An 18,149-nucleotide genomic window follows, 5' to 3' on the forward strand; every position below is an offset into this window, starting at 1 on the left:
CGCGGGAGAACACGTATGGTTTCGCAAAGGTCTCGCCTTCGGCGTGGTGACGGGAGGGGGTAGATCGCGCGCGGCGCGCGGCCAAAACGGTTGCCGACGACAGCCAGCGTAAACGTGACGCCCGCCCGATGGCCAGGCCTCAGAACGCGTAGGTCATCACCACGTCCGCCACCGGGTTGCGCCCGACCCGGCTGCCGTCGCCCGTGCCCGGGACAGTTTCGTCGGCGTACATCGCGGTCGAGCGGCCGATCATCATGCCGCCTTCGATCCCGACCTTCATGCGGTCGCTGACGAACGTGTCATACCCCGCCATCGCGACCGGGGCGTATCCTTCATAGCCGTTCCGCAAATTCACCGCGCCGACCGGCAGGCGCATCAACGCGCCCGATCCGGCGGCGGCACCCGGGCCCTGTTCCGCGGCGCGATATTGCATGTGGTAGCTGCTCCCGACCGACATGCGCAGACCGTGGTCGCCGTGCAGATAGGCGTCGCGCATACCCGTTCCGCGCAGCTGGAGATTGCGCTTGATCCTGGCGAGCTTGTTCGGCGCATCGCTCTGCGCGAGCCGCAGGTCGTAGAATCCGTCCGGTCCCCGTGCCCCGGGATCACTGGCCGAGTCGCTACCGGTCACCCGCGTCGGGAGCGGCGTCATCGCGACGACCGTGGCGCGGGAGGGAAGGCTCAGCACCCGCATCGCGCGCGACCCAGCGCCAGGCGCGACTGCGTGCGGCGCAAGCTCCGCGGAAACCGCGCCATTCGCCGTATCGGCGCGCGCCGCCGACACGATGGCGCACGCCAGGCCGAAGACTACGCCACAGGTGAATCGGGAAGGTCCAGGCATCGATTTCACCCCCAGGGAGAACCGTGACACGCCCCGGAGGTTAGCGCTTCACGCGTTTAAAATTCAACAACATATCGCAAGGTTTGTTCCGCCGATGCGCCCCACCCGCGCGTCGCGCTGGCATTCGCGCGCGCAAAGCCCTATCGCCCACGCTTCTTCGAAATATCGCGCTATCAAGGACCATCATGGGATTTCGCTGTGGGATCGTCGGGCTGCCCAATGTCGGCAAGTCCACCCTGTTCAATGCGCTGACGCAGACCGCGGCGGCGCAGGCTGCCAATTACCCGTTCTGCACGATCGAGCCCAACGTCGGCAACGTCGGCGTCCCCGACGACCGGCTGTCCAAACTCGCCGCGGTCGCGGGATCGGCCAAGATCATCGAGACGCAGCTTGGCTTCGTCGACATCGCCGGGCTGGTGCGCGGCGCGTCGAAGGGCGAAGGGCTTGGCAACCAGTTCCTCGGCAACATCCGCGAGGTCGACGCGATCGTCCACGTGCTGCGCTGCTTCGAGGATGACGACGTCACCCATGTCGAGGGCAAGGTCGACCCGATCGCCGACGCCGAGACGGTCGAGACCGAGCTGATGCTGTCTGACCTCGAGAGCCTCGAGAAGCGCGTCCCCAACCTCGCCAAGAAGGCGACGCAGGGCGACAAGGAAGCCAAGATCGGCGCGGCGGTGCTCGGCCAGGCGCTCGAACTGCTCCGCGAAGGCAAGCCCGCGCGGCTGACCGTCCCGAAGGACGAGGACGAGGCGCGCGTGTTCGCACAGGCGCAGCTGCTGACCGCCAAGCCGGTCCTCTACGTCTGCAACGTCGAGGAGGCGAGCGCCGCCGAGGGCAACAGCCAGTCCGCGCGCGTGTTCGAGAAGGCCAGGGCCGAGGGCGCGCAGGCGGTCGTCGTCTCCGCCGCGATCGAGGCCGAGATCGCGACGATGGATGCCGAGGAACGCGGCGAGTTCCTGTCGGAACTGGGGCTCGAGGAAACCGGGCTCGCACGCGTCATTCGTGCCGGGTACAAATTGCTTTCGCTGCTGACCTTCTTCACGGTCGGCCCCAAGGAAGCGCGCGCCTGGACGGTCCATGCCGGGGCCAAGGCCCCGCAGGCGGCGGGCGAGATCCACACCGATTTCGAGCGCGGCTTCATCCGCGCCGAGACGATCGCCTATGACGATTATGTCGCGCTGGGCGGCGAGACCGGCGCGCGCGACGCGGGTAAGCTCCGGCAGGAAGGCAAGGAATATGTCGTCCACGACGGCGACGTGCTCAACTTCCGCTTCAACGTCTGATGGTGCCGGGCGGGCCTGGACGGCGTAAATCCGCCGCCGTGCTCGCCCGGCTGATCCTTGCGCTGTTGCTCGCGGCCTTCGCCTTTCCCGCGATGGCGAACGGGCCGTGCCATGATGCGCCCGCGATGATGCCGATGGCGCACCACGGGGATGCCCCACGCCACATGCCCGCATCGGACGAGCGCGGCATGGCGCCGCATGTCTGCATCGGCTGCATTCCCCCGGCGACGATCGCGCCCCGCCCCGTGGCGACGCCCTTCGCCTATGCCCCGATGCGCCGCGCGATCGTTGCCAGCGCGGTCGCCCCCGGATTGCGCGCGCCCCCGATCCTGCCCCCTCCGCGACCAACGGCCTGACCCGAGCGCGCGCTGCGCGCGTCGACCGTACCATTTCGCGAAGGACTTGTGATGAACCGACCCCTGCTGGTCACGGCCTGCGCCGTGGCCGCGCTGCTGCCGTCTGCGGCACAGGCGCAACATGCGATGATGCCTGGCATGCCAATGGACATGCCCCAGCCGGCGCCGAAGCTGAAGCCCAAGCCGAACCCGCATACAGTCCCACGCCCGGCACCGACCGCTTCCCCGGCGAAGGCCGGGGCCCAGTCGCGCAGCATCGATCCTCATGCGCAGCATACGATGCCCATGGACGCCACGACTGGGCCCCGGCCTGCGCCGGGGAAGGACGTGGGCGTGGAGCGGGGCGAACCTCGATCGGTCGCGGGTGGGACGGATGCTGCCTCCCCTTCCGCCTCCCCGGCGAAGGCCGGGGCCCAGTCGCGCAGCGTCGATCTTCATGCGCAGCATACGATGCCCATGGACGCCACAACTGGGCCCCGGCCTGCGCCGGGGAAGGACGTACGCGTGGCGCGGGGCGAGTCTCGATCGGTCGCGGGCGGAACCAACCCTGTCCCCACGTCCGCTTCCCCGGCGGAGGCCGGGGCCCAGTCGCGCAGCGTCGATCTTCATGCGCAGCATACGATGCCCATGGACACCACGACTGGGCCCCGGCCTGCGCCGGGGAAGGAAAAGGGGACCATGCCCACCAGCGACGCAATGCCCGCCATGCCCGGCATGACGATGCTCCCGATGAACGGCGCGTATGGCGAAGGCTCGGGCACCGCGCGCAACCCCGCCAACGCCGGGCAGATGCTCGGCGAGCATGTCATGGCGGGCGACTGGGCGTTGATGCTCCACGGCTATGCCTGGGCGACCTATACCGACCAGGGCGGTCCGCGCGGGGACGACGCGCTCTTCGTCCAGTCGATGGCGATGCTGTCGGCGACACGCGACCTCGGCACAGACGTGCGGCTGCAACTCCGCGCGATGCTCAGCCTGGAGCCCGCGATGGGCGCGAAGGGCTATCCCAACCTGTTCGCGACCGGCGAAACCGCCGACGGCGTCACGCAACTGGTCGACCGCCAGCATCCGCACGACCTGTTCATGGAGCTGTCCGCGCGGATCGACGTCGACGCCGGCAAAGGCGCCGCGTTCCTCTACGGCGGCCCGGTCGCCGAGCCAGCGCTCGGCCCCTCGGCGTTCATGCACCGCGCGTCCGCGACCTATGAACCGATGGCGCCGATCACGCATCACTGGTTCGACAGCACGCACATCACTTACGGCGTCCTCACCGCGGGCTATGCCGCGCCGCGCTGGCAGCTCGAGGCCTCGGCGTTCCGCGGCCGCGAGCCAAACCAGTATCGCTGGGGAATCGAGCGCCCGAGCCTCGATTCGTGGAGCGTCCGCGCGACCTGGACTCCCTCGCCCGCCTGGGCGCTCCAGGCGAGCCACGGGCGGCTCAAGAGCCCCGAACAGCTCGAGGCGTTCCGTGACGAGGCCCGCACCACCGCGAGCGTGCAATATGCCAGCGGCAGGATCGCGACGCTGGTCGCCTATTCCGCCAAGCACAAATTGCCCGGCCGCGTGCTGAGCGCGTGGCTGGCGGAGGCGAACTGGGATCTCGACCGGCACAACACGCTGTTCGCGCGCGGCGAGAGCGTCGCCAATGACGAGCTGTTCCCCGACCCGCGCGATCCGCTCGACGACCGCAAGTTCCGGGTCAACAAGCTGGAAGGCGGCTATGCCTATCGCCTGCCGCTGGTCGGGCCGTTCGATGCGGCGCTGGGCGGCGCGGTCGGGGTCTATGCCAAGCCCAAGGCGCTCGACCGGGCTTATGGCACGTTCCCGGTCAGCCTGAGCCTGTTCGCGAAAGTGTCGCTGGCGCGGTGAAATGTCATTGAAGTGACGCGGTTTTGGCGCAAGGGCGAGCGATGCGTTGGACCACCCGTATCGTCGCCGCCGCGCTCTGCGCTGCCCTGCAAGCCTGCGTCACCGCCCCGATCAATGCCCCCCGCCCCGACCAGGCTCGAACCAGCCCGGTCGTGGCGGCGGAGCGGCGCGCGCCGGTCACGATCCTCATCTCGATCGACGGCTTCCGCCCGGACTACCGCAACCGCGGCGTCACCCCCAATCTCGACGCGCTCGCGGCGGGCGGGATCAGCGCGGCGATGCGACCGAGCTTCCCGTCGATCACCTTCCCCAACCATTATACGCTCGTCACCGGGCTGCGCCCCGACCGCAGCGGGATCGTCGGCAACCGCATGGAGGACGCCCGCCGCCCGGGCGAGGTCTTCACGATGCAGACCGACGACCCGTTCTGGTGGACCGAGGCCGAGCCCTTGTGGGTGACGGCCGAAAAGGCCGGGATCCGCAGCGCGACGATGTTCTGGCCGGGTTCGAACGTCGACTGGAAGGGCGTGCGGCCCGACGACTGGCAGCAATATGCGAATGCGGTCGACGATCGCCAGCGCGTCGATGCGGTGATCGACTGGCTGCGTCGCCCGGCCGCGACACGGCCACGCTTCCTGACGCTGTATTTCGATGCGGTCGACAGCGCTGGCCACAAATACGGCCCCGCCGACGCGCATGTCACCGCGACGGTCAAGGACATCGACACCGCGATCGGCCGGTTGCGCGCGGGGCTCGCCGACCTCGGCCAGCCCGCCAATCTGGTGATCGTCGCGGATCACGGGATGGCGGCGATCAGCGCCGACCGCGTCGTGCGGATCGACCGGATGCTTCCGCCCGCGAGCTTCCATGCGATCACCGATGGCCCCTATGTCGGGCTCGATCCCATGCCCGGGCATGAGGCCGAGGTCGCCCGTGCGCTGCTCGGCGCGCACGATCACCTGCGATGCTGGCGCAAGCGCGAGATCCCGGCGCGCTTCCATTACGGCCGGAACGCGCGCGTCCCGGCCTTCGTCTGTCTCGCCGAGACCGGCTGGCTGGCGCTGACGAAGGACGCGCCCGTCGATCATCCGACGGCGGGCGGCGCGCACGGCTTCGATCCGGCGGCGCCCGAGATGGCGGCGCTGTTCATCGCCAACGGGCCCGCGATCAAGCCGCTCGGCACCCTGGCGGGGTTCGACAATGTCGACGTCGCACCGTTGTTGCGCGATCTGCTGGGCCTGCCGGCGGACGGCGCCCTGGACGGCGATGACGCGCCGTTCCGGCCGGCGCTGGCGCGGTAACGGCGGGACGCGCGCGACAGGCCCAACGCAGGACGATCGCTGCCGGACGATCGCTACCGACCGGGCCGATGCGGCGATCGCATGCGCGACGGGGTTACATCGCCTTCGGGTCGATCGTAATGGCGCCGCCCTTGGCCATCCCGGTGCGTTTTCCCGATCCGACGAGCGCCCAGACCTGCGATGGCGTCGGCAGCGCGGTGAAGGACGGATAGGCGGATACCGTACCATCCACGTCCTGCAACGACACGGTGTACGTTCCGGTCTTGTCCACCATACCCATGACCGACGGATAGACGCTGACAACGCGACCTGCATCGCCCAGGGCGAGCACATACCCCTGCGCGCCACTGTCGGACCGATACACGCCATAATCCGCGTTCGCCTCGGCAGCCCGGCACCAGAGCGACGGCGGGGACGGCGGCGTGGGGGTCTTGTCGTCCGCCCTGGCCTTTGCCGCCACCGACTGCATCATAAGCGTCATCAACAGGTCCGCGCCGCTCGGCTTGGCGACCTTCGCCTTGCCAAACTGCAACGGCGTCGTGCAGGCGGTCATCGGCGCCGCGATACGCGCTTGCGTATCCGCGGCAGGCCAGCGGATCTCCGCGATCAGCTGTTGCAGACGGGTATCGAGCTGCGCGGCGTTCAACGTCGTCGCGCTGATCCGGATGCTGACGACCCATTCCCCGAGCGGAACGATGGCCAGTCCGGTGCTGCTGAGCGCACTCCCGGGGGTCGCGAAAAGCTGTCGCAAGGATGTCGCGGCATGCGCGCCCGCGGCGGCGAAGCCGATCGGCTGGGCGGTCGCAGCGGTCGCATTGCGAAAGATATCGCGGCGCCTGAGCGCGAGCTGCGACCGGTCGAACCAGAGGCTGACGTCGGCTACATCGGGATGGAACAGATAGAGCGTCGCCTGAACGCTGCCATCCGGTGCCGCGAACTGTGCGGCCACGTCCTGTTCGCCCTGCGTCGAATCGCTCAGTCCGGTCCGACGCATGCCGGCCAGCCGGGACATCAGGACCAGACCGGTCTGGGCGTGTTGCCAGCCCTTGTCCGCCGGCACTTGAAGATCGCGCGCGACCGCGGGCGTGGCAACCGCCAGCGCCACCATCAATACCACCGTCTTCATACCGACACTCCCCCGGTGGCAGTGTGTCGCAAGCGCTGCTCGCGGGCAAGCGTATAGGATCGGCGGAAGAATCGGTCGGACACGGTCGTGCCCCGATGGCGTCGGCATTCCGGGCTTGTCACCGGCGATCAACCGTCCGACACCTATGCCATGCAGTATTTTGAAGACATCGCCGTCGGCACCACACAGGCATTCGGCAGCTATCGCGTCACGCGCGAGGAGGTCGTTGCCTTCGCCAAGGCGTATGATCCGCAGCCCTTCCACCTCTCCGACGCGGCCGCCGCCGCGACGCATTTCGGTCGGCTGTCCGCGAGTGGATGGCATACCTGCGCGATGACGATGGCGATGGTCGTCGCCAATCTGGAGGCGAACCAACAGGCCGGGCTCGGCTCGCCCGGGATCGACGAGTTGCGCTGGCTTAAACCGGTCTATCCGGGCGACACCCTGCGCTGCGAAACCGAAATCCTCGACAAGCGCCCGTCCCGGAGCCGTCCCGAAATGGGCAGCTATCGCAGTCGGATGACGGTGCTGAACCAGGACGATGTGGCGGTGATGACGTTCATCTCGACCGGGCTGATCCGGACGCGGCCGGCAGTCTAGGGTCTGAGCGCAGCGTCTCGCCGTTATGGCGACCGCGCGCCTTCGTTCGGGGCGAGCGCGGTTATTTAAGCGACGGACAGGTCGGGACTGGGCGCGCACCACGCTGCCCGTCCTGTCGCGTCCCGCGATCAGCGATGCGGACGCCCGCCACCCGGCCGCCCGCCGCCGCCACCGCCGGGCCGACCGCCGCCCGGTCGACCACCGCCAAATCCGCCGCGTCCCGGCCGGCCCTGCATTCCGTAATCGCGCCACATCGGGCGCATCTCGCGGTTCGCGCCGCGCCAGCCCTGCGAACGCCCCTGCCAATAGCCGCGCTGCTGGTCGTTCCAGCGATGCCGGCGGTTGCCACGGTCATAGACGTAATAGCCCGTGCCCGGATAATAATAGTCGTTGTTCCAGCCCCAATACGGGTCCCCGGTATACCCGCCGTAATAGGGATCCCAGCCGGCGCTGGCATAACCGACGCTCACGCCCGAATAGCCATAGCCCTCGTTGCAGGCGGACAGGCCGACGGTTGCGGTCAGGGCCGCCGCAGCCAGCGCGAGCTTGCCGAGCGGACGGGCGGAAAGAGCGTGGAGAAACGACATGGCGGGGCTTTCGATGGGCCCGGCATTGGTCGAGCTTCACCTGGGATAACCCCTGGATCAAGGCGTCGTTCCGCCGCCCCGCTCAGTGGCCCGCGAAGGCAACCAGCGAATCGACCGTGATCCCGTCGCCGCGCAATGCCGCCGCGCCGCCCAGATCGGGGAGGTCGACGAGGAACTGCGCCTGCTCGACCACGGCCCCCGCCTTGCGGAGCAGCCGTACCGCCGCGCGCGCGGTGCCACCGGTGGCGATCAGGTCGTCGACCAGCAGCACGCGCTTGCCGGGCGCAAAGGCATCCGCATGGATCGCGATCCGGTCGGTGCCATATTCGAGGGCGTAATCCTCCGCGATGGTCACGCCGGGCAGCTTGCCGTCCTTGCGGATCAGCAACACGCCTGCCCCGAGCGGGGCCGCCAGCGCCGCGGCGAACAGGAACCCGCGTGCCTCGATCCCCGCGACGAGATCGACCGGGCCGGCGGTGGCCGCCGCCATGCGGTCGATCGATGCGGCAAAACCCGCGGCGTCGAGCAACAGCGTCGTGATGTCGCGGAACATGATTCCCGGCTTGGGGAAATCCGGAATGGTGCGGATCAGGGCCTTCAGGTCATCGTTCACGGTCGGACATCCCTCGTCACGTCGGCCAGGGCCGGGGCCGCCTCGTACCCGGAAGCCAGCGCGCTTTCACGCAAAAACGCGCCACGCAAAAACGGGCGGCCCGGACCCTGTCCGCGCCGCCCGTCCCTACCCGCGATCGGCCGGCGCCGATCGGCGGCTGCCGATCAGTGTTTGATGTCGCGCCAGATGTTCTGGTACGCGCCGTAGGCGAGCGCACAGAAGACCAACAGGAACAGCAGGACCGCGATCCCCGCGCCATGCCGCGCGGGCAGGTTCGGTTCCGCCGCCCAGGTCAGGAACGCCGCGACGTCCTTGGCATTCTGGTCGACCGTCGACTTCGTCCCATCGAGATAGGTCACCTGGCCGTCCTGCGTCAGCGGGGGCGGCATCGCGATGTTGAGGTTCGCGAAATACGGGTTGTAGTACAGCCCGTCGGGCGTCTTCGCGTCGGGGAACTTCTTGAGCAGCTCGGCCGGCTGCGGCGCATAGCCGGTCAGCAGCGAATAGACATAGGGCGTGCCCTCATGCCGCGCCTTGGTGATCAGCGACAGGTCTGGCGGGTTGCCGAGGCCGGGATAATAGACCGTCGGGAACGGATCGGCGGGCGTGTTCGGCCGCTCGGTCTTGTCGCCCGTCTTGGGGTCGAACACTTGCGCCTTGGTCCCCCAGTCGGCCGCGAACTTCTTCACCTGACCCGCCGAATAGCCGAGCTGGGTGAGGTCGCGGAACGCGACGTGCTTGAGCGAATGGCAGTTCGAGCAGACTTCCTTGTAGACCTGCAGCCCCCGCTGGAGCTGCCGCTGGTCATACGTCCCGAAGAAGCCGCTCGAGGCGAGCTCGAGCTCCTTGGGATGCTTGTGGAAGACGTCGGTCGCGGTGGCGGCGACCGGGTCGGTGATCAGTCCCGATACGGAGCTGAACAGGGCCAGCCCGAGGACGAAGACGAAGGCAGCCCCGACGGCCCAGGAAATATAGCGGATCATGCTCGAATTGCCCCTTATTCGGCCGGAAGCGGGCTACCGCTCACCGCACTGTGCGTCGGGCTGGTGCCCCCCTTGCCCGCCAGGACCGCCTCGGTGATCGAGTTCGGCAGCGGCCGCGGCCGCTCGGTCCGCGCGACGATCGGCAGGATGATCAGGAAATGCGCGAAATAATAGGCGCCGCAGATCTGGCTGAGGATCACGTAGATCGGCTCCGCCGGCGATCCCCCGCAATAGCCGAGGACGAGCACGTCGGCGACCAGCACCCAGAAGAAGGTGCGATACACCGGCCGGTAATTTGCCGAGCGCACCGGCGAGCTGTCGAGCCATGGCAGGAAAAACAGCAGCAGGATCGACCCGAACATCGCGAGCACCCCCCACAGCTTGGCCGGAAGGATGAAATCGACGGTGAACGCGCGGAGAATCGCGTAGAACGGCCAGAAATACCATTCCGGCACGATGTGCGCGGGCGTCTGCAGCGGGTTGGCCGGAACGTAATTGTCCGGATGGCCGAGATAGTTCGGCGCGAAGAAGATCAACCCTGCGAAGATCAGCAGGAACACGCCGAGCCCGAAGCCGTCCTTCGCGGTGTAATAGGGATGGAACGGCACGGTGTCCTGCTCGCCCTTGACGTCCACCCCGGTCGGATTGTTCGACCCCGGGATGTGCAGCGCCCAGATGTGCATGATGATGACGCCCGCGATCACGAACGGCAGCAGGTAATGCAGCGAGAAGAAGCGGTTGAGCGCGGCATCGTCCGGCGCGTATCCGCCCAGCAGCCAGACCCGGATCGTCTCGCCGACCACGGGGATCGCCGAGAAGAAGCCGGTAATGACCTGCGCACCCCAGAAGCTCATCTGCCCCCACGGAAGCACATAGCCCATGAAGGCGGTCGCCATCATCAGCAGGAAGATGGTCACGCCGAGCAGCCAGATCATCTCACGCGGGGCCTTGTACGACCCGTAGAACAGTCCCCGGAAGATATGGATGTAGACGACGATGAAGAACATCGAAGCGCCGTTCGCGTGTGCATAGCGCAGGAACCAGCCGCCGTTGACGTCACGCATGATGTGCTCGACCGAATCGAACGCCACGCCACCGTTGGCGGCATAATGCATGGCGAGGACGATGCCGGTGATGATCTGGATGCCGAGCGCGGCGCCCGCGAGCACCCCGAAGTTCCAGAAGTAATTGAGGTTGCGCGGCACGGGATAGCCCGCGCCGACCGCGCCATAGACGAGGCGCGGGAGCGGCAGGCGCTCGTCGATCCACTTGGTGAACCCGCTTTGCGGTGCGTAATGCTTGGCCCAGGGAAAACTCATCGTTCTATCCTCAACCCACCGTGACCGTCGTTGCCGACGTGAACTTATAGTCCGGGACCGCGAGATTCTTCGGGGCCGGGCCTTTGCGGATGCGCGCCGCGGTATCGTATTGCGAACCGTGGCACGGACAGAAATAGCCGCCATACTGGCCGCGATTCTCGCTCGCCACGATCCCCTGCGGGATGCAGCCGAGATGCGTGCAGACGCCCAGCGTGATCAGCCAGTTCTTCTTGCCCTTGGTCCGCTGCTCCAGCGTCTGCGGATCGCGCAGCTCGGATAGCGCGACCTTGTCGGCGGCGGCGATCTCGGCCGGGGTCAGGTTGCGGACGAACAGCGGCTGTTTGCGGAAGGACGTAATGATGCCGGAACCCGCCTCGATCTTCGACAGGTCGACTTCGGTGGTCGACAGCGCGAGCACGTCGGCGGACGGGTTCATCTGGTTGATCAGGGGGATGATGGCGACGACGCCGCCTACCCCGGCTACCGAGATCGCGGCGATGTTGAGGAAATCGCGACGACGCGGCACTTCCTCATGAAATGGAGCGGGATCTTCCCCAAGTGGCACGGCGGAATCGACTGTTGCCATTGATTAGCCCTTGTACCTCTGCCCTCGCCCATCTGCTCACGGCGACGGTCGTTCGTTTCATATTGGGAAAGCCAGAGGCGTATGCCTCCGCCGTCCGATCGTCCTTTGGACGCTGCCATAAGGACATGGCTTGTTAGACGGCGCAACGTCGTTTTGCCAACAGCAATTTAAGCGTGGTAGCGGGCATGAATGCGCATTGCCCTGTACCAGCCCGATATCGCCGGAAACGTCGGCGCCATTCTTCGTCTTGGCGCGTGCCTCGGCGTCCCCGTCGATGTGATTGAACCGACCGGCTTTACCTGGAGCGACAAGGCGCTCGCGCGGTCGGGGATGGATTATGCCGACGTGGTGCAGGTCCAGCGGCATGCCGATTGGGACGCGTTCCTGGCGACGGTGCCGGGACGGATCGTCCTTTTGACCACGCGCGGCGGGACCGGGCTGAATGCCGCGACATTCTCGCCCGGCGACACGCTGCTGCTCGGGTCGGAGGGGAGCGGCGTGCCGGAGTCGGTCCATGCCCGCGCGGATCTGGCCGTGCGGATTCCGCTGGTCGCGGGGATGCGCTCGCTCAACATCGCGGTGGCGGCCGGGATCGGCATCGCCGAGGCACTGCGACAGACCGGCGGGTGGCCGGAGACGGCGTGACGTTTCCTAGTCCGCCCTCCCCGCTCCGTCATTCCCGCGGAGGCGGGAATCCATTAGCGCAACCTTTGATCTCAGCAGGCCTGGGCAGCCAGTATGGATCCCCGCCTTCGCGGGGATGACGTCGGAAGAAAATGGAATGATCGAACGAGCCGCCCCCTAAGCACTTCTACCAATGGCCCGCCGCCGACGCCGTGACGAGTACACCGCCCTTCCCACCACAACAGGACAAGCCACCCGTGGACATCGCCCTCGACCCCGAACAAGCCCGCGCCCGCCACTGGTTCGAGGACCTGCGCGACCAGATCTGCGCCGAATTCGTCAGCATCGAACGCGAGACGGGATCGGACGCGGACTTCGACTACACGGCGTGGGACCGCACCGATCCCGACGGCTCGCCAGGCGGCGGAGGCGTGCGCGGGGTGATGAAGGGCAAGGTGTTCGAAAAGGTCGGCGTCAACGTCTCGACCGTCGGCGGCACGTTCGAAGGCGAGTTCGCCAAGTCGATCCACGGCGCCGCCGAGCACCCGCAATTCTTCGCCACCGGGATCAGCTTGGTCGCGCACATGGCGAACCCGCACGTCCCCGCGGTCCACATGAACACGCGCTTCCTCGTCACGACCAAGCGCTGGTTCGGCGGCGGCGCGGATCTCAACCCGCCGCTGCCCTATGCCGAGGATACCGAGGAATTCCATGCGGTGCTCAAGGCCGCCTGCGATCCCCACGGCGCGGACTATTACGACCGCTATGCCAAATGGGCGGACGACTATTTCTACATTCCCCACCGCAAGGTCCATCGCGGCGTCGGCGGGATCTTCTGCGATCACCTGGAGGGCGCGTTCGACGCCAATTTCGCGCTCATCCAGGACATCGGCCGGGCCTTCCTCGACGTCTATCCGCGGATCGTGCGCCGCCGGATGGACCTTCCCTTCACGTCCGCCGACACCGCGCAGATGCTCGAATGGCGCGGGCGTTACGCCGAGTTCAACCTGGTCTATGATCGCGGCACCTTGTTCGGGCTCAAGACCGGCGGCAACATCGACGCGATCCTGATGAGCCTGCCCCCGCTCGCCACCTGGTCGTAACGGAACCACCGCGCATGGCGCTGATCCCGGTCCGCGAGAATGAAGTCGCCACCGTCGTGACGACGCTCGAGATGCGCAAGCGGCCGCCGCTGCGTCCGCTTCCCGCCGCCCCGCTGCGACTGGTCCATTGGCCCGCGCCCGATCCGGACAGATATCGCACGCTGTTCCGCCGGGTCGGGGCGCCGTGGCTATGGTTCTCGCGGCTGGTGATCGAGCAGGCGGCGTTGCTGCGGATCATCCACGACCCCGCCGTACAGGTCTTCGCCGCGATCGATGCGGCGGGGATCGAAGTCGGGATGGTCGAGCTCGATTTCCGCGAACACGGCGCGTGCGAGATCTCCTATTTCGCGCTGATTCCCGAACTTGCCGGACGCGGGCTGGGGCGCTGGCTGATGGCGGAGGCGCTCGCGCGTGCCTGGAACCAGGACGTCACCCGGGTATGGCTCCACACCTGCTCGCTGGACCATCCCTCCGCGCTCAACTTCTATCGCAAACAGGGGTTCGAGCCGGTCCGCCGCACGGTCGAGACCTTCGTCGACCCGCGCCTGAGCGGACATCTCCCGCCCGAGGCGGCGCCTCACGTCCCCGTGTTGAGACGCCGGTAGAGCGCGACCTGGATCAGCAGCGTCGCGACCATGCCGATCGTCACGCCGGCGGCCGCGCCGACCTCCAGCATCGCGGCGACGACCGGATTGGCGAGCGGCGCGCCCTGCAGCGCCGCGCCGACGCTGCGGAACGGCAACGCCAGAATATCCCCCAGCAACACGGTGATGCACGCCACCCCCAGCAGGATCAGGCCATGCCCCCGGGTCAGCGCGAAGCTGCGCGTGAAGGCCGCGATCACCCCGATCGACGGGGTATCGATCAGCAGCGGCAACGCCAGCAGCAACCGCCCCTGCAGATACAGGCCCGGCAGGAACAGCAGCAGCGTGCCCACGCTGACCGGAAACGACATCAACAGCGACAGCAGCACGACCCGCGGCAACAAGCTGAGCGCGCGCAACACAGCCGCCTGCACCGTCGGGTGCGACCGGTCGAGGTAGAGCGACAGCACCGTCGCGCTCCCCAGCAGCAGCACGATCGACAGGACGATCACGGGCAGGCTGTAGAGTTGCGACCAGGCCTGCACCGCGGCGAGCCAGGCGGTCATCTCTTCCGCCGCCCCCGGGAGTGCCGGCGGCCGCGCAACGAACATCGCGAGCGCCACCTGCGGCACCAGCAGCAACAGCCCGCAGACCCCCAGCAGCACGTCGCGGTCGCGCTTCGCCATCGCCCAGGCGTCGCGCAGCACGGCGCCGATATCGAGTCTCGTCATACCCTGTTTCATGCAGCCTCGAGGATCGGCGCGCGCGCATCGCGCAGCGCCAGGTAGAGTTTGGCGAGGAACACCACCGCCAGAACCGAAAAGAGCGTCGATACCATGGCGACGACCAGCGCGGTGAGGATCGCGGATGCCGACAGCGGCCCCACGCCGCCAAGCAGCAGCCCGAACACCGCCCCCGCCACCATCCGCGCCGCCAGCCCGGCAATCTGCGAGACGACGAGATACAGCAGCAGCACGCCCATGATCTTGAGCGTGGTCCCGCGCGTCAGGGCAAAGGAGCGGCCGAACACCCCCGGCCCGCGCCGTTCCGCGACCATCGTCGCGTTCAGCACCGACAGGCGCGCCACCAGCCACAGCAGCACCGGCAGCAGCACCAGCGTGTAGAGCGTCGCGAACAACACCATCGGTCCATTGATCGCATCGAGCGAGGGCTGTTCGCCGGTCATCTGGGTCACCGGGATGCCGCTCAGCGAGAAACCGACCATTCCCGGCAGGAACAGGACGAACAGCGCGATCAGCGCGAGGACGTTCACGCCGACGACGGGCAGGAAGCGGTGATTCGTTGTGTGGATCGCCCCGCTGCGTCCGGCTGCGGGATCGAGCGCAAGCGCGGTCACCGCGATCGCCCCCCAGTTGCTGGCGAGCGACAGCAGCACGATCACCACGCCGACGACCCAACCGCCGGTCAGCCCGACCGCGCCCATCACCGCGACGAGATTGCCGATCAGCGCCAGCGGGACGAACATGCCGAACACGACGATCGGCGCCAGCGCGGCCAGATGATCCGCGACGAACGCGCTCGTGCGATCCCACACGGTACTCATCGTCGCCATCATGTCGCGTCTCCCCGTCGCTAGATCCCGGAGCCTATACGCTCCCCCCGGGCGAAGGCCATGCCGCGCTGTTAGCCTATGGCCAGACAGCTTGCCAATGACTTGCGCAGCGCGCGCGACTGGCGCAATCGCTGCTGCGTGGACCATCTCCCCGACGCTATCGAGTGGCGCATCGCCACCGCCCCCATCGCCTACGAGGCCGCCGTCGCCGAGATGGAGGCGCGCGCCGTCGCCGTTGCCGAGGGAACCGCGCGCGAGTTGATCTGGCTGCTCGAGCATCCGCCGGTCTATACCGGCGGCACCAGCGCCGACCCCGCCGAATTGCGCGACCCGCAGTTCCCGGTGATCGATACCGGTCGCGGCGGGCGCTATACCTATCACGGACCGGGGCAGCGGATCGGCTATGTCGTGCTCGACCTGACGCGGCGCGGACGCGACGTGCGGCAGTTCGTCCATGCGCTGGAAGGCTGGGTGATCGATACGCTCGGCGATCTCGGCATTGCCGCGTTTCGGGCGCCCGGCCGGATCGGGATCTGGACGATGGCGCCGGACGCTTTGTCCCCAAGTGGTACGGCCGAGGCCAAGATCGGCGCGATCGGGGTGCGTGTCCGGCGGTGGGTGACGCTGCACGGCTTCTCCGTCAACCTGTCCCCGGACCTCGCGCATTTCGGCGGGATCGTGCCGTGCGGGCTCGCGGACTTCGCGGTAACCAGCGCCGCCGCCCTCGGTGCGCCGACCGATTTTGCAACTTTTGACACCGCCCTCGCGTTGCGCCTTCCAGCCTTCCTAGAAACTCATTCTTTGGGGCGGCAAAACATGGCTTGAGGGCCAGACGTAATACGACTAATGTCCACCACGGTTTGGGTATTAAAGGTCTCGAGGCCTACCAATCCATATATCTAGGGAGCTTTCCAATGCGTGCATTCATTTCCAAGGTCGCTGCTGGTTCGATGATCGCTGTTGCAGCGATCGCGATTTCGGCTTGCACCCCGAAGACCGAGACGACGACGACCGACAACACGATGGTCACCGACATGAACTCGACCGACACGATGTCGACGACGACTGCCAACGACACGATGACGTCGACCGACGGCGCGATGGCGAACGACGGTGGCATGATGGCGAACGACACCACGATGACGTCGAACACCACGACCACGACCACGAACGCGATGTAATCCTTCCTTCGGGAATGATGATATCCAGGGCCGTCCGGGAAACCGGGCGGCCCTTTCGATTCCGGCACGGGCTCGAATTGTGGGTTGGTTTGCGACGAAATGATTGGTTAAAAGAGTTGGGCTGCACCGCAAAAGGCCGTAGGCGCCAAAGCGGGATATGAGAGGGAATGAATGACCGTGTTGCGTATTCTGGCCGCGCTGGCCGCCACTTGCGGCGCCGCGCTGGCAACCCCGGCTTCGGCGCAATTCTTTTTCCAGTCGCATGACATGACGGCACCGCCGATTACCGGCGATGAGCCCGGCCAGCTCGCGCTGCCCGACGCGACCCCGGCGGAGGTCCGCGCCAACCTGGTGTGGAACCTGCGCTCGGCGCTGAACGTGGCGGCGTTGCAATGCCAGTTCGAGCCGACGCTGCTCAACGTCGAGAATTACAATGTGATGATCAACAATCACAAGGACGAGCTGAAGTCGGCGTTCGATACGCTCGTCAAATATTTCAACCGCACCAACAAGGGTCTCAAGGCCGGCCAGGCCGCGCTCGATCGGTTCGGCACGCGGACCTATTCGTCGTTCACGACGGTGGGCGCGCAATATGGCTTCTGCCAGACCGCCTCGCAGATCGCGACCAACGCCGCCTATGCGCCGCGCGGCGAGCTCTACAAGGTCGCGATCAACGACATGGGCACGCTGCGCAATTCGCTCACCCCCTGGGGCGAACAGCGGTTCGCGCGCCGCCCGCGGATCGAGAACCGCGTCTCGGTCCCGCGCCTCGACGAGATGTGCTGGACCAAGCGTGGCGAATGGGTCGAACGCAAGTGCGGCGCGTACACGCTGACGCCGCGCTGATCCGGTCCTGATGGGTCTGGCCGGGGGGCTTTCGGTCTCCCCGGCGCAGGCCGGCGCCGCCACGTTCCCGCAATGCAACCGTCGCCGGCCCGACGGCCTCGCCCTTCGCCAGGGTGCCGCTTCGTCCCGGCAGCGCGCTTACCGCAGCCCCAGCGCCTTGTGCGCCTGCAGCGTCAGCCGCCACTTCGGCCGCTCCATCACGAGATCGATCGCCGCGGCGTGATTTTCCGCCGCCGCTGCGCTGTCGAGCGGCTGGATCAGGTGATGCGCGAAATCCCACGTCTCCAGCGCGACGACGTCGCTTCCCGGCTGCGGCCATACCAGCTTGAGCTCGTCCCCGCTGCGCTGAACGACCACGCTGCCCGCCTTGGGACTGATGCAGACCCAGTCGATCCCCGGATGCGCCGCGAGCGTACCGTTGCTTTCCATCGCGATCTCGAACCCGGCCGCATGCAGCGCATCGACCAGCGCATCGTCGATCTGGAGCATCGGTTCGCCGCCCGTCAGCACGACGAAGCGTTCGACCACGCCCTCCCCCCAGAAGGCCACCGCGGCGGCCGCCAGCGCTGCCGCGTCGGCGAAGCGCCCGCCGCCCGCGCCGTCGGTTCCCACGAAATCGGTATCGCAGAACTGGCAGATCGCGCTGGCGCGGTCCTGTTCGCGCCCCGACCACAGATTGCATCCGGCAAAACGCACGAACACCGCGCGCCGTCCCGCCTGGACGCCCTCTCCCTGGAGCGTCAGGAACATCTCCTTGACCGCATAGCTCAT

General features: G+C 67.3%; 21 protein-coding genes. 11 read left to right on the forward strand and 10 right to left on the reverse strand.

Annotated elements, in window-relative coordinates:
* Positions 1–139: 139 nt before the first annotated feature.
* Positions 140–841: a hypothetical protein gene (locus L8K25_RS03730; protein WP_242137547.1), complete on the reverse strand. Its 702-nt coding sequence runs from the start codon at positions 839–841 to the stop codon at positions 140–142.
* Between the two features lie 185 nt (positions 842–1,026).
* Here L8K25_RS03730 and ychF point away from each other — a divergent pair, with 185 nt between their 5' ends.
* The 4 genes from ychF to L8K25_RS03750 all read left to right on the forward strand — a co-directional run bounded on the left by ychF (position 1,027) and on the right by L8K25_RS03750 (position 5,653).
* Positions 1,027–2,127: a redox-regulated ATPase YchF gene (ychF, locus tag L8K25_RS03735; protein ID WP_242137548.1), complete on the forward strand. Its 1,101-nt coding sequence runs from the start codon at positions 1,027–1,029 to the stop codon at positions 2,125–2,127.
* A gap of 38 nt (positions 2,128–2,165) precedes the next feature.
* Positions 2,166–2,483 carry a hypothetical protein gene (locus tag L8K25_RS03740; protein WP_242137549.1) on the forward strand — a complete coding sequence of 106 codons (318 nt, stop codon included), beginning with the start codon at positions 2,166–2,168 and terminating at the stop codon, positions 2,481–2,483.
* A 678-nt stretch (positions 2,484–3,161) separates the two neighbouring features.
* A complete protein-coding gene (locus tag L8K25_RS03745; protein ID WP_242137550.1) occupies positions 3,162–4,352 on the forward strand; it encodes a hypothetical protein in 1,191 nt (396 codons plus the stop codon).
* Positions 4,353–4,393: 41 nt separating this feature from the next.
* Positions 4,394–5,653: a nucleotide pyrophosphatase/phosphodiesterase family protein gene (locus tag L8K25_RS03750; RefSeq protein ID WP_242137551.1), complete on the forward strand. Its 1,260-nt coding sequence runs from the start codon at positions 4,394–4,396 to the stop codon at positions 5,651–5,653.
* 94 nt (positions 5,654–5,747) lie between these two features.
* Here L8K25_RS03750 and L8K25_RS03755 read toward each other — a convergent pair whose 3' ends face one another.
* Entirely contained in the window at positions 5,748–6,779 is a 1,032-nt protein-coding gene (locus L8K25_RS03755) for a hypothetical protein (RefSeq protein WP_242137552.1), read from the reverse strand.
* Between the two features lie 150 nt (positions 6,780–6,929).
* Here L8K25_RS03755 and L8K25_RS03760 point away from each other — a divergent pair, with 150 nt between their 5' ends.
* Complete coding sequence (locus tag L8K25_RS03760; RefSeq protein WP_242137553.1) at positions 6,930–7,379, forward strand: MaoC family dehydratase; 450 nt, start codon at positions 6,930–6,932, stop codon at positions 7,377–7,379.
* 128 nt (positions 7,380–7,507) lie between these two features.
* On the opposite strand, the gene L8K25_RS03765 is transcribed toward L8K25_RS03760, so the two are convergent.
* From L8K25_RS03765 to petA, 5 genes are all read right to left on the reverse strand, one after another.
* Positions 7,508–7,966, reverse strand: coding sequence for a hypothetical protein (locus L8K25_RS03765; protein WP_242137554.1), 459 nt, complete (start codon positions 7,964–7,966; stop codon positions 7,508–7,510).
* An 82-nt stretch (positions 7,967–8,048) separates the two neighbouring features.
* Positions 8,049–8,579: an adenine phosphoribosyltransferase gene (locus L8K25_RS03770; RefSeq protein WP_242137555.1), complete on the reverse strand. Its 531-nt coding sequence runs from the start codon at positions 8,577–8,579 to the stop codon at positions 8,049–8,051.
* Positions 8,580–8,743: 164 nt separating this feature from the next.
* Positions 8,744–9,562, reverse strand: coding sequence for a cytochrome c1 (locus L8K25_RS03775; protein ID WP_242137556.1), 819 nt, complete (start codon positions 9,560–9,562; stop codon positions 8,744–8,746).
* A gap of 14 nt (positions 9,563–9,576) precedes the next feature.
* A complete protein-coding gene (locus L8K25_RS03780) occupies positions 9,577–10,881 on the reverse strand; it encodes a cytochrome b N-terminal domain-containing protein (protein ID WP_242137557.1) in 1,305 nt (434 codons plus the stop codon).
* Between the two features lie 10 nt (positions 10,882–10,891).
* Entirely contained in the window at positions 10,892–11,467 is a 576-nt protein-coding gene (petA, locus tag L8K25_RS03785; protein ID WP_242137558.1) for a ubiquinol-cytochrome c reductase iron-sulfur subunit, read from the reverse strand.
* A gap of 189 nt (positions 11,468–11,656) precedes the next feature.
* On the opposite strand from petA, the gene L8K25_RS03790 reads away from it, so the two are divergent.
* The 3 genes from L8K25_RS03790 to L8K25_RS03800 all read left to right on the forward strand — a co-directional run bounded on the left by L8K25_RS03790 (position 11,657) and on the right by L8K25_RS03800 (position 13,799).
* Positions 11,657–12,112 (forward strand): tRNA (cytidine(34)-2'-O)-methyltransferase, encoded by a 456-nt coding sequence (locus tag L8K25_RS03790; RefSeq protein WP_242137559.1) that lies wholly within the window; start codon positions 11,657–11,659, stop codon positions 12,110–12,112.
* Positions 12,113–12,348: 236 nt separating this feature from the next.
* Positions 12,349–13,194, forward strand: coding sequence for an oxygen-dependent coproporphyrinogen oxidase (gene hemF, locus L8K25_RS03795; RefSeq protein ID WP_242137560.1), 846 nt, complete (start codon positions 12,349–12,351; stop codon positions 13,192–13,194).
* 14 nt (positions 13,195–13,208) lie between these two features.
* Positions 13,209–13,799, forward strand: a complete 591-nt coding sequence (locus L8K25_RS03800) for a GNAT family N-acetyltransferase (RefSeq protein WP_242137561.1) — start codon at positions 13,209–13,211, stop codon at positions 13,797–13,799.
* On the opposite strand, the gene L8K25_RS03805 is transcribed toward L8K25_RS03800, so the two are convergent.
* Both L8K25_RS03805 and L8K25_RS03810 read right to left on the reverse strand, forming a co-directional pair.
* Positions 13,772–14,509, reverse strand: coding sequence for a hypothetical protein (locus tag L8K25_RS03805; protein WP_242137562.1), 738 nt, complete (start codon positions 14,507–14,509; stop codon positions 13,772–13,774). The two genes, L8K25_RS03800 and L8K25_RS03805, sit on opposite strands and share 28 nt — an antisense overlap.
* 8 nt (positions 14,510–14,517) lie before the next feature.
* Positions 14,518–15,354 (reverse strand): hypothetical protein, encoded by an 837-nt coding sequence (locus L8K25_RS03810; RefSeq protein WP_242137563.1) that lies wholly within the window; start codon positions 15,352–15,354, stop codon positions 14,518–14,520.
* Positions 15,355–15,489: 135 nt separating this feature from the next.
* Here L8K25_RS03810 and lipB point away from each other — a divergent pair, with 135 nt between their 5' ends.
* From lipB to L8K25_RS03825, 3 genes are all read left to right on the forward strand, one after another.
* Positions 15,490–16,176 (forward strand): lipoyl(octanoyl) transferase LipB, encoded by a 687-nt coding sequence (gene lipB, locus L8K25_RS03815; RefSeq protein ID WP_242137891.1) that lies wholly within the window; start codon positions 15,490–15,492, stop codon positions 16,174–16,176.
* A gap of 89 nt (positions 16,177–16,265) precedes the next feature.
* Complete coding sequence (locus L8K25_RS03820) at positions 16,266–16,532, forward strand: hypothetical protein (RefSeq protein ID WP_242137564.1); 267 nt, start codon at positions 16,266–16,268, stop codon at positions 16,530–16,532.
* A gap of 171 nt (positions 16,533–16,703) precedes the next feature.
* Complete coding sequence (locus L8K25_RS03825; RefSeq protein WP_242137565.1) at positions 16,704–17,378, forward strand: hypothetical protein; 675 nt, start codon at positions 16,704–16,706, stop codon at positions 17,376–17,378.
* Positions 17,379–17,516: 138 nt separating this feature from the next.
* On the opposite strand, the gene queE is transcribed toward L8K25_RS03825, so the two are convergent.
* Positions 17,517–18,149, reverse strand: coding sequence for a 7-carboxy-7-deazaguanine synthase (gene queE / locus L8K25_RS03830; RefSeq protein WP_242137566.1), 633 nt, complete (start codon positions 18,147–18,149; stop codon positions 17,517–17,519).

This window comes from Sphingomonas sp. TREG-RG-20F-R18-01, assembly GCF_022662475.1.
Taxonomy (GTDB): Bacteria; Pseudomonadota; Alphaproteobacteria; order Sphingomonadales; family Sphingomonadaceae; genus Sphingomonas.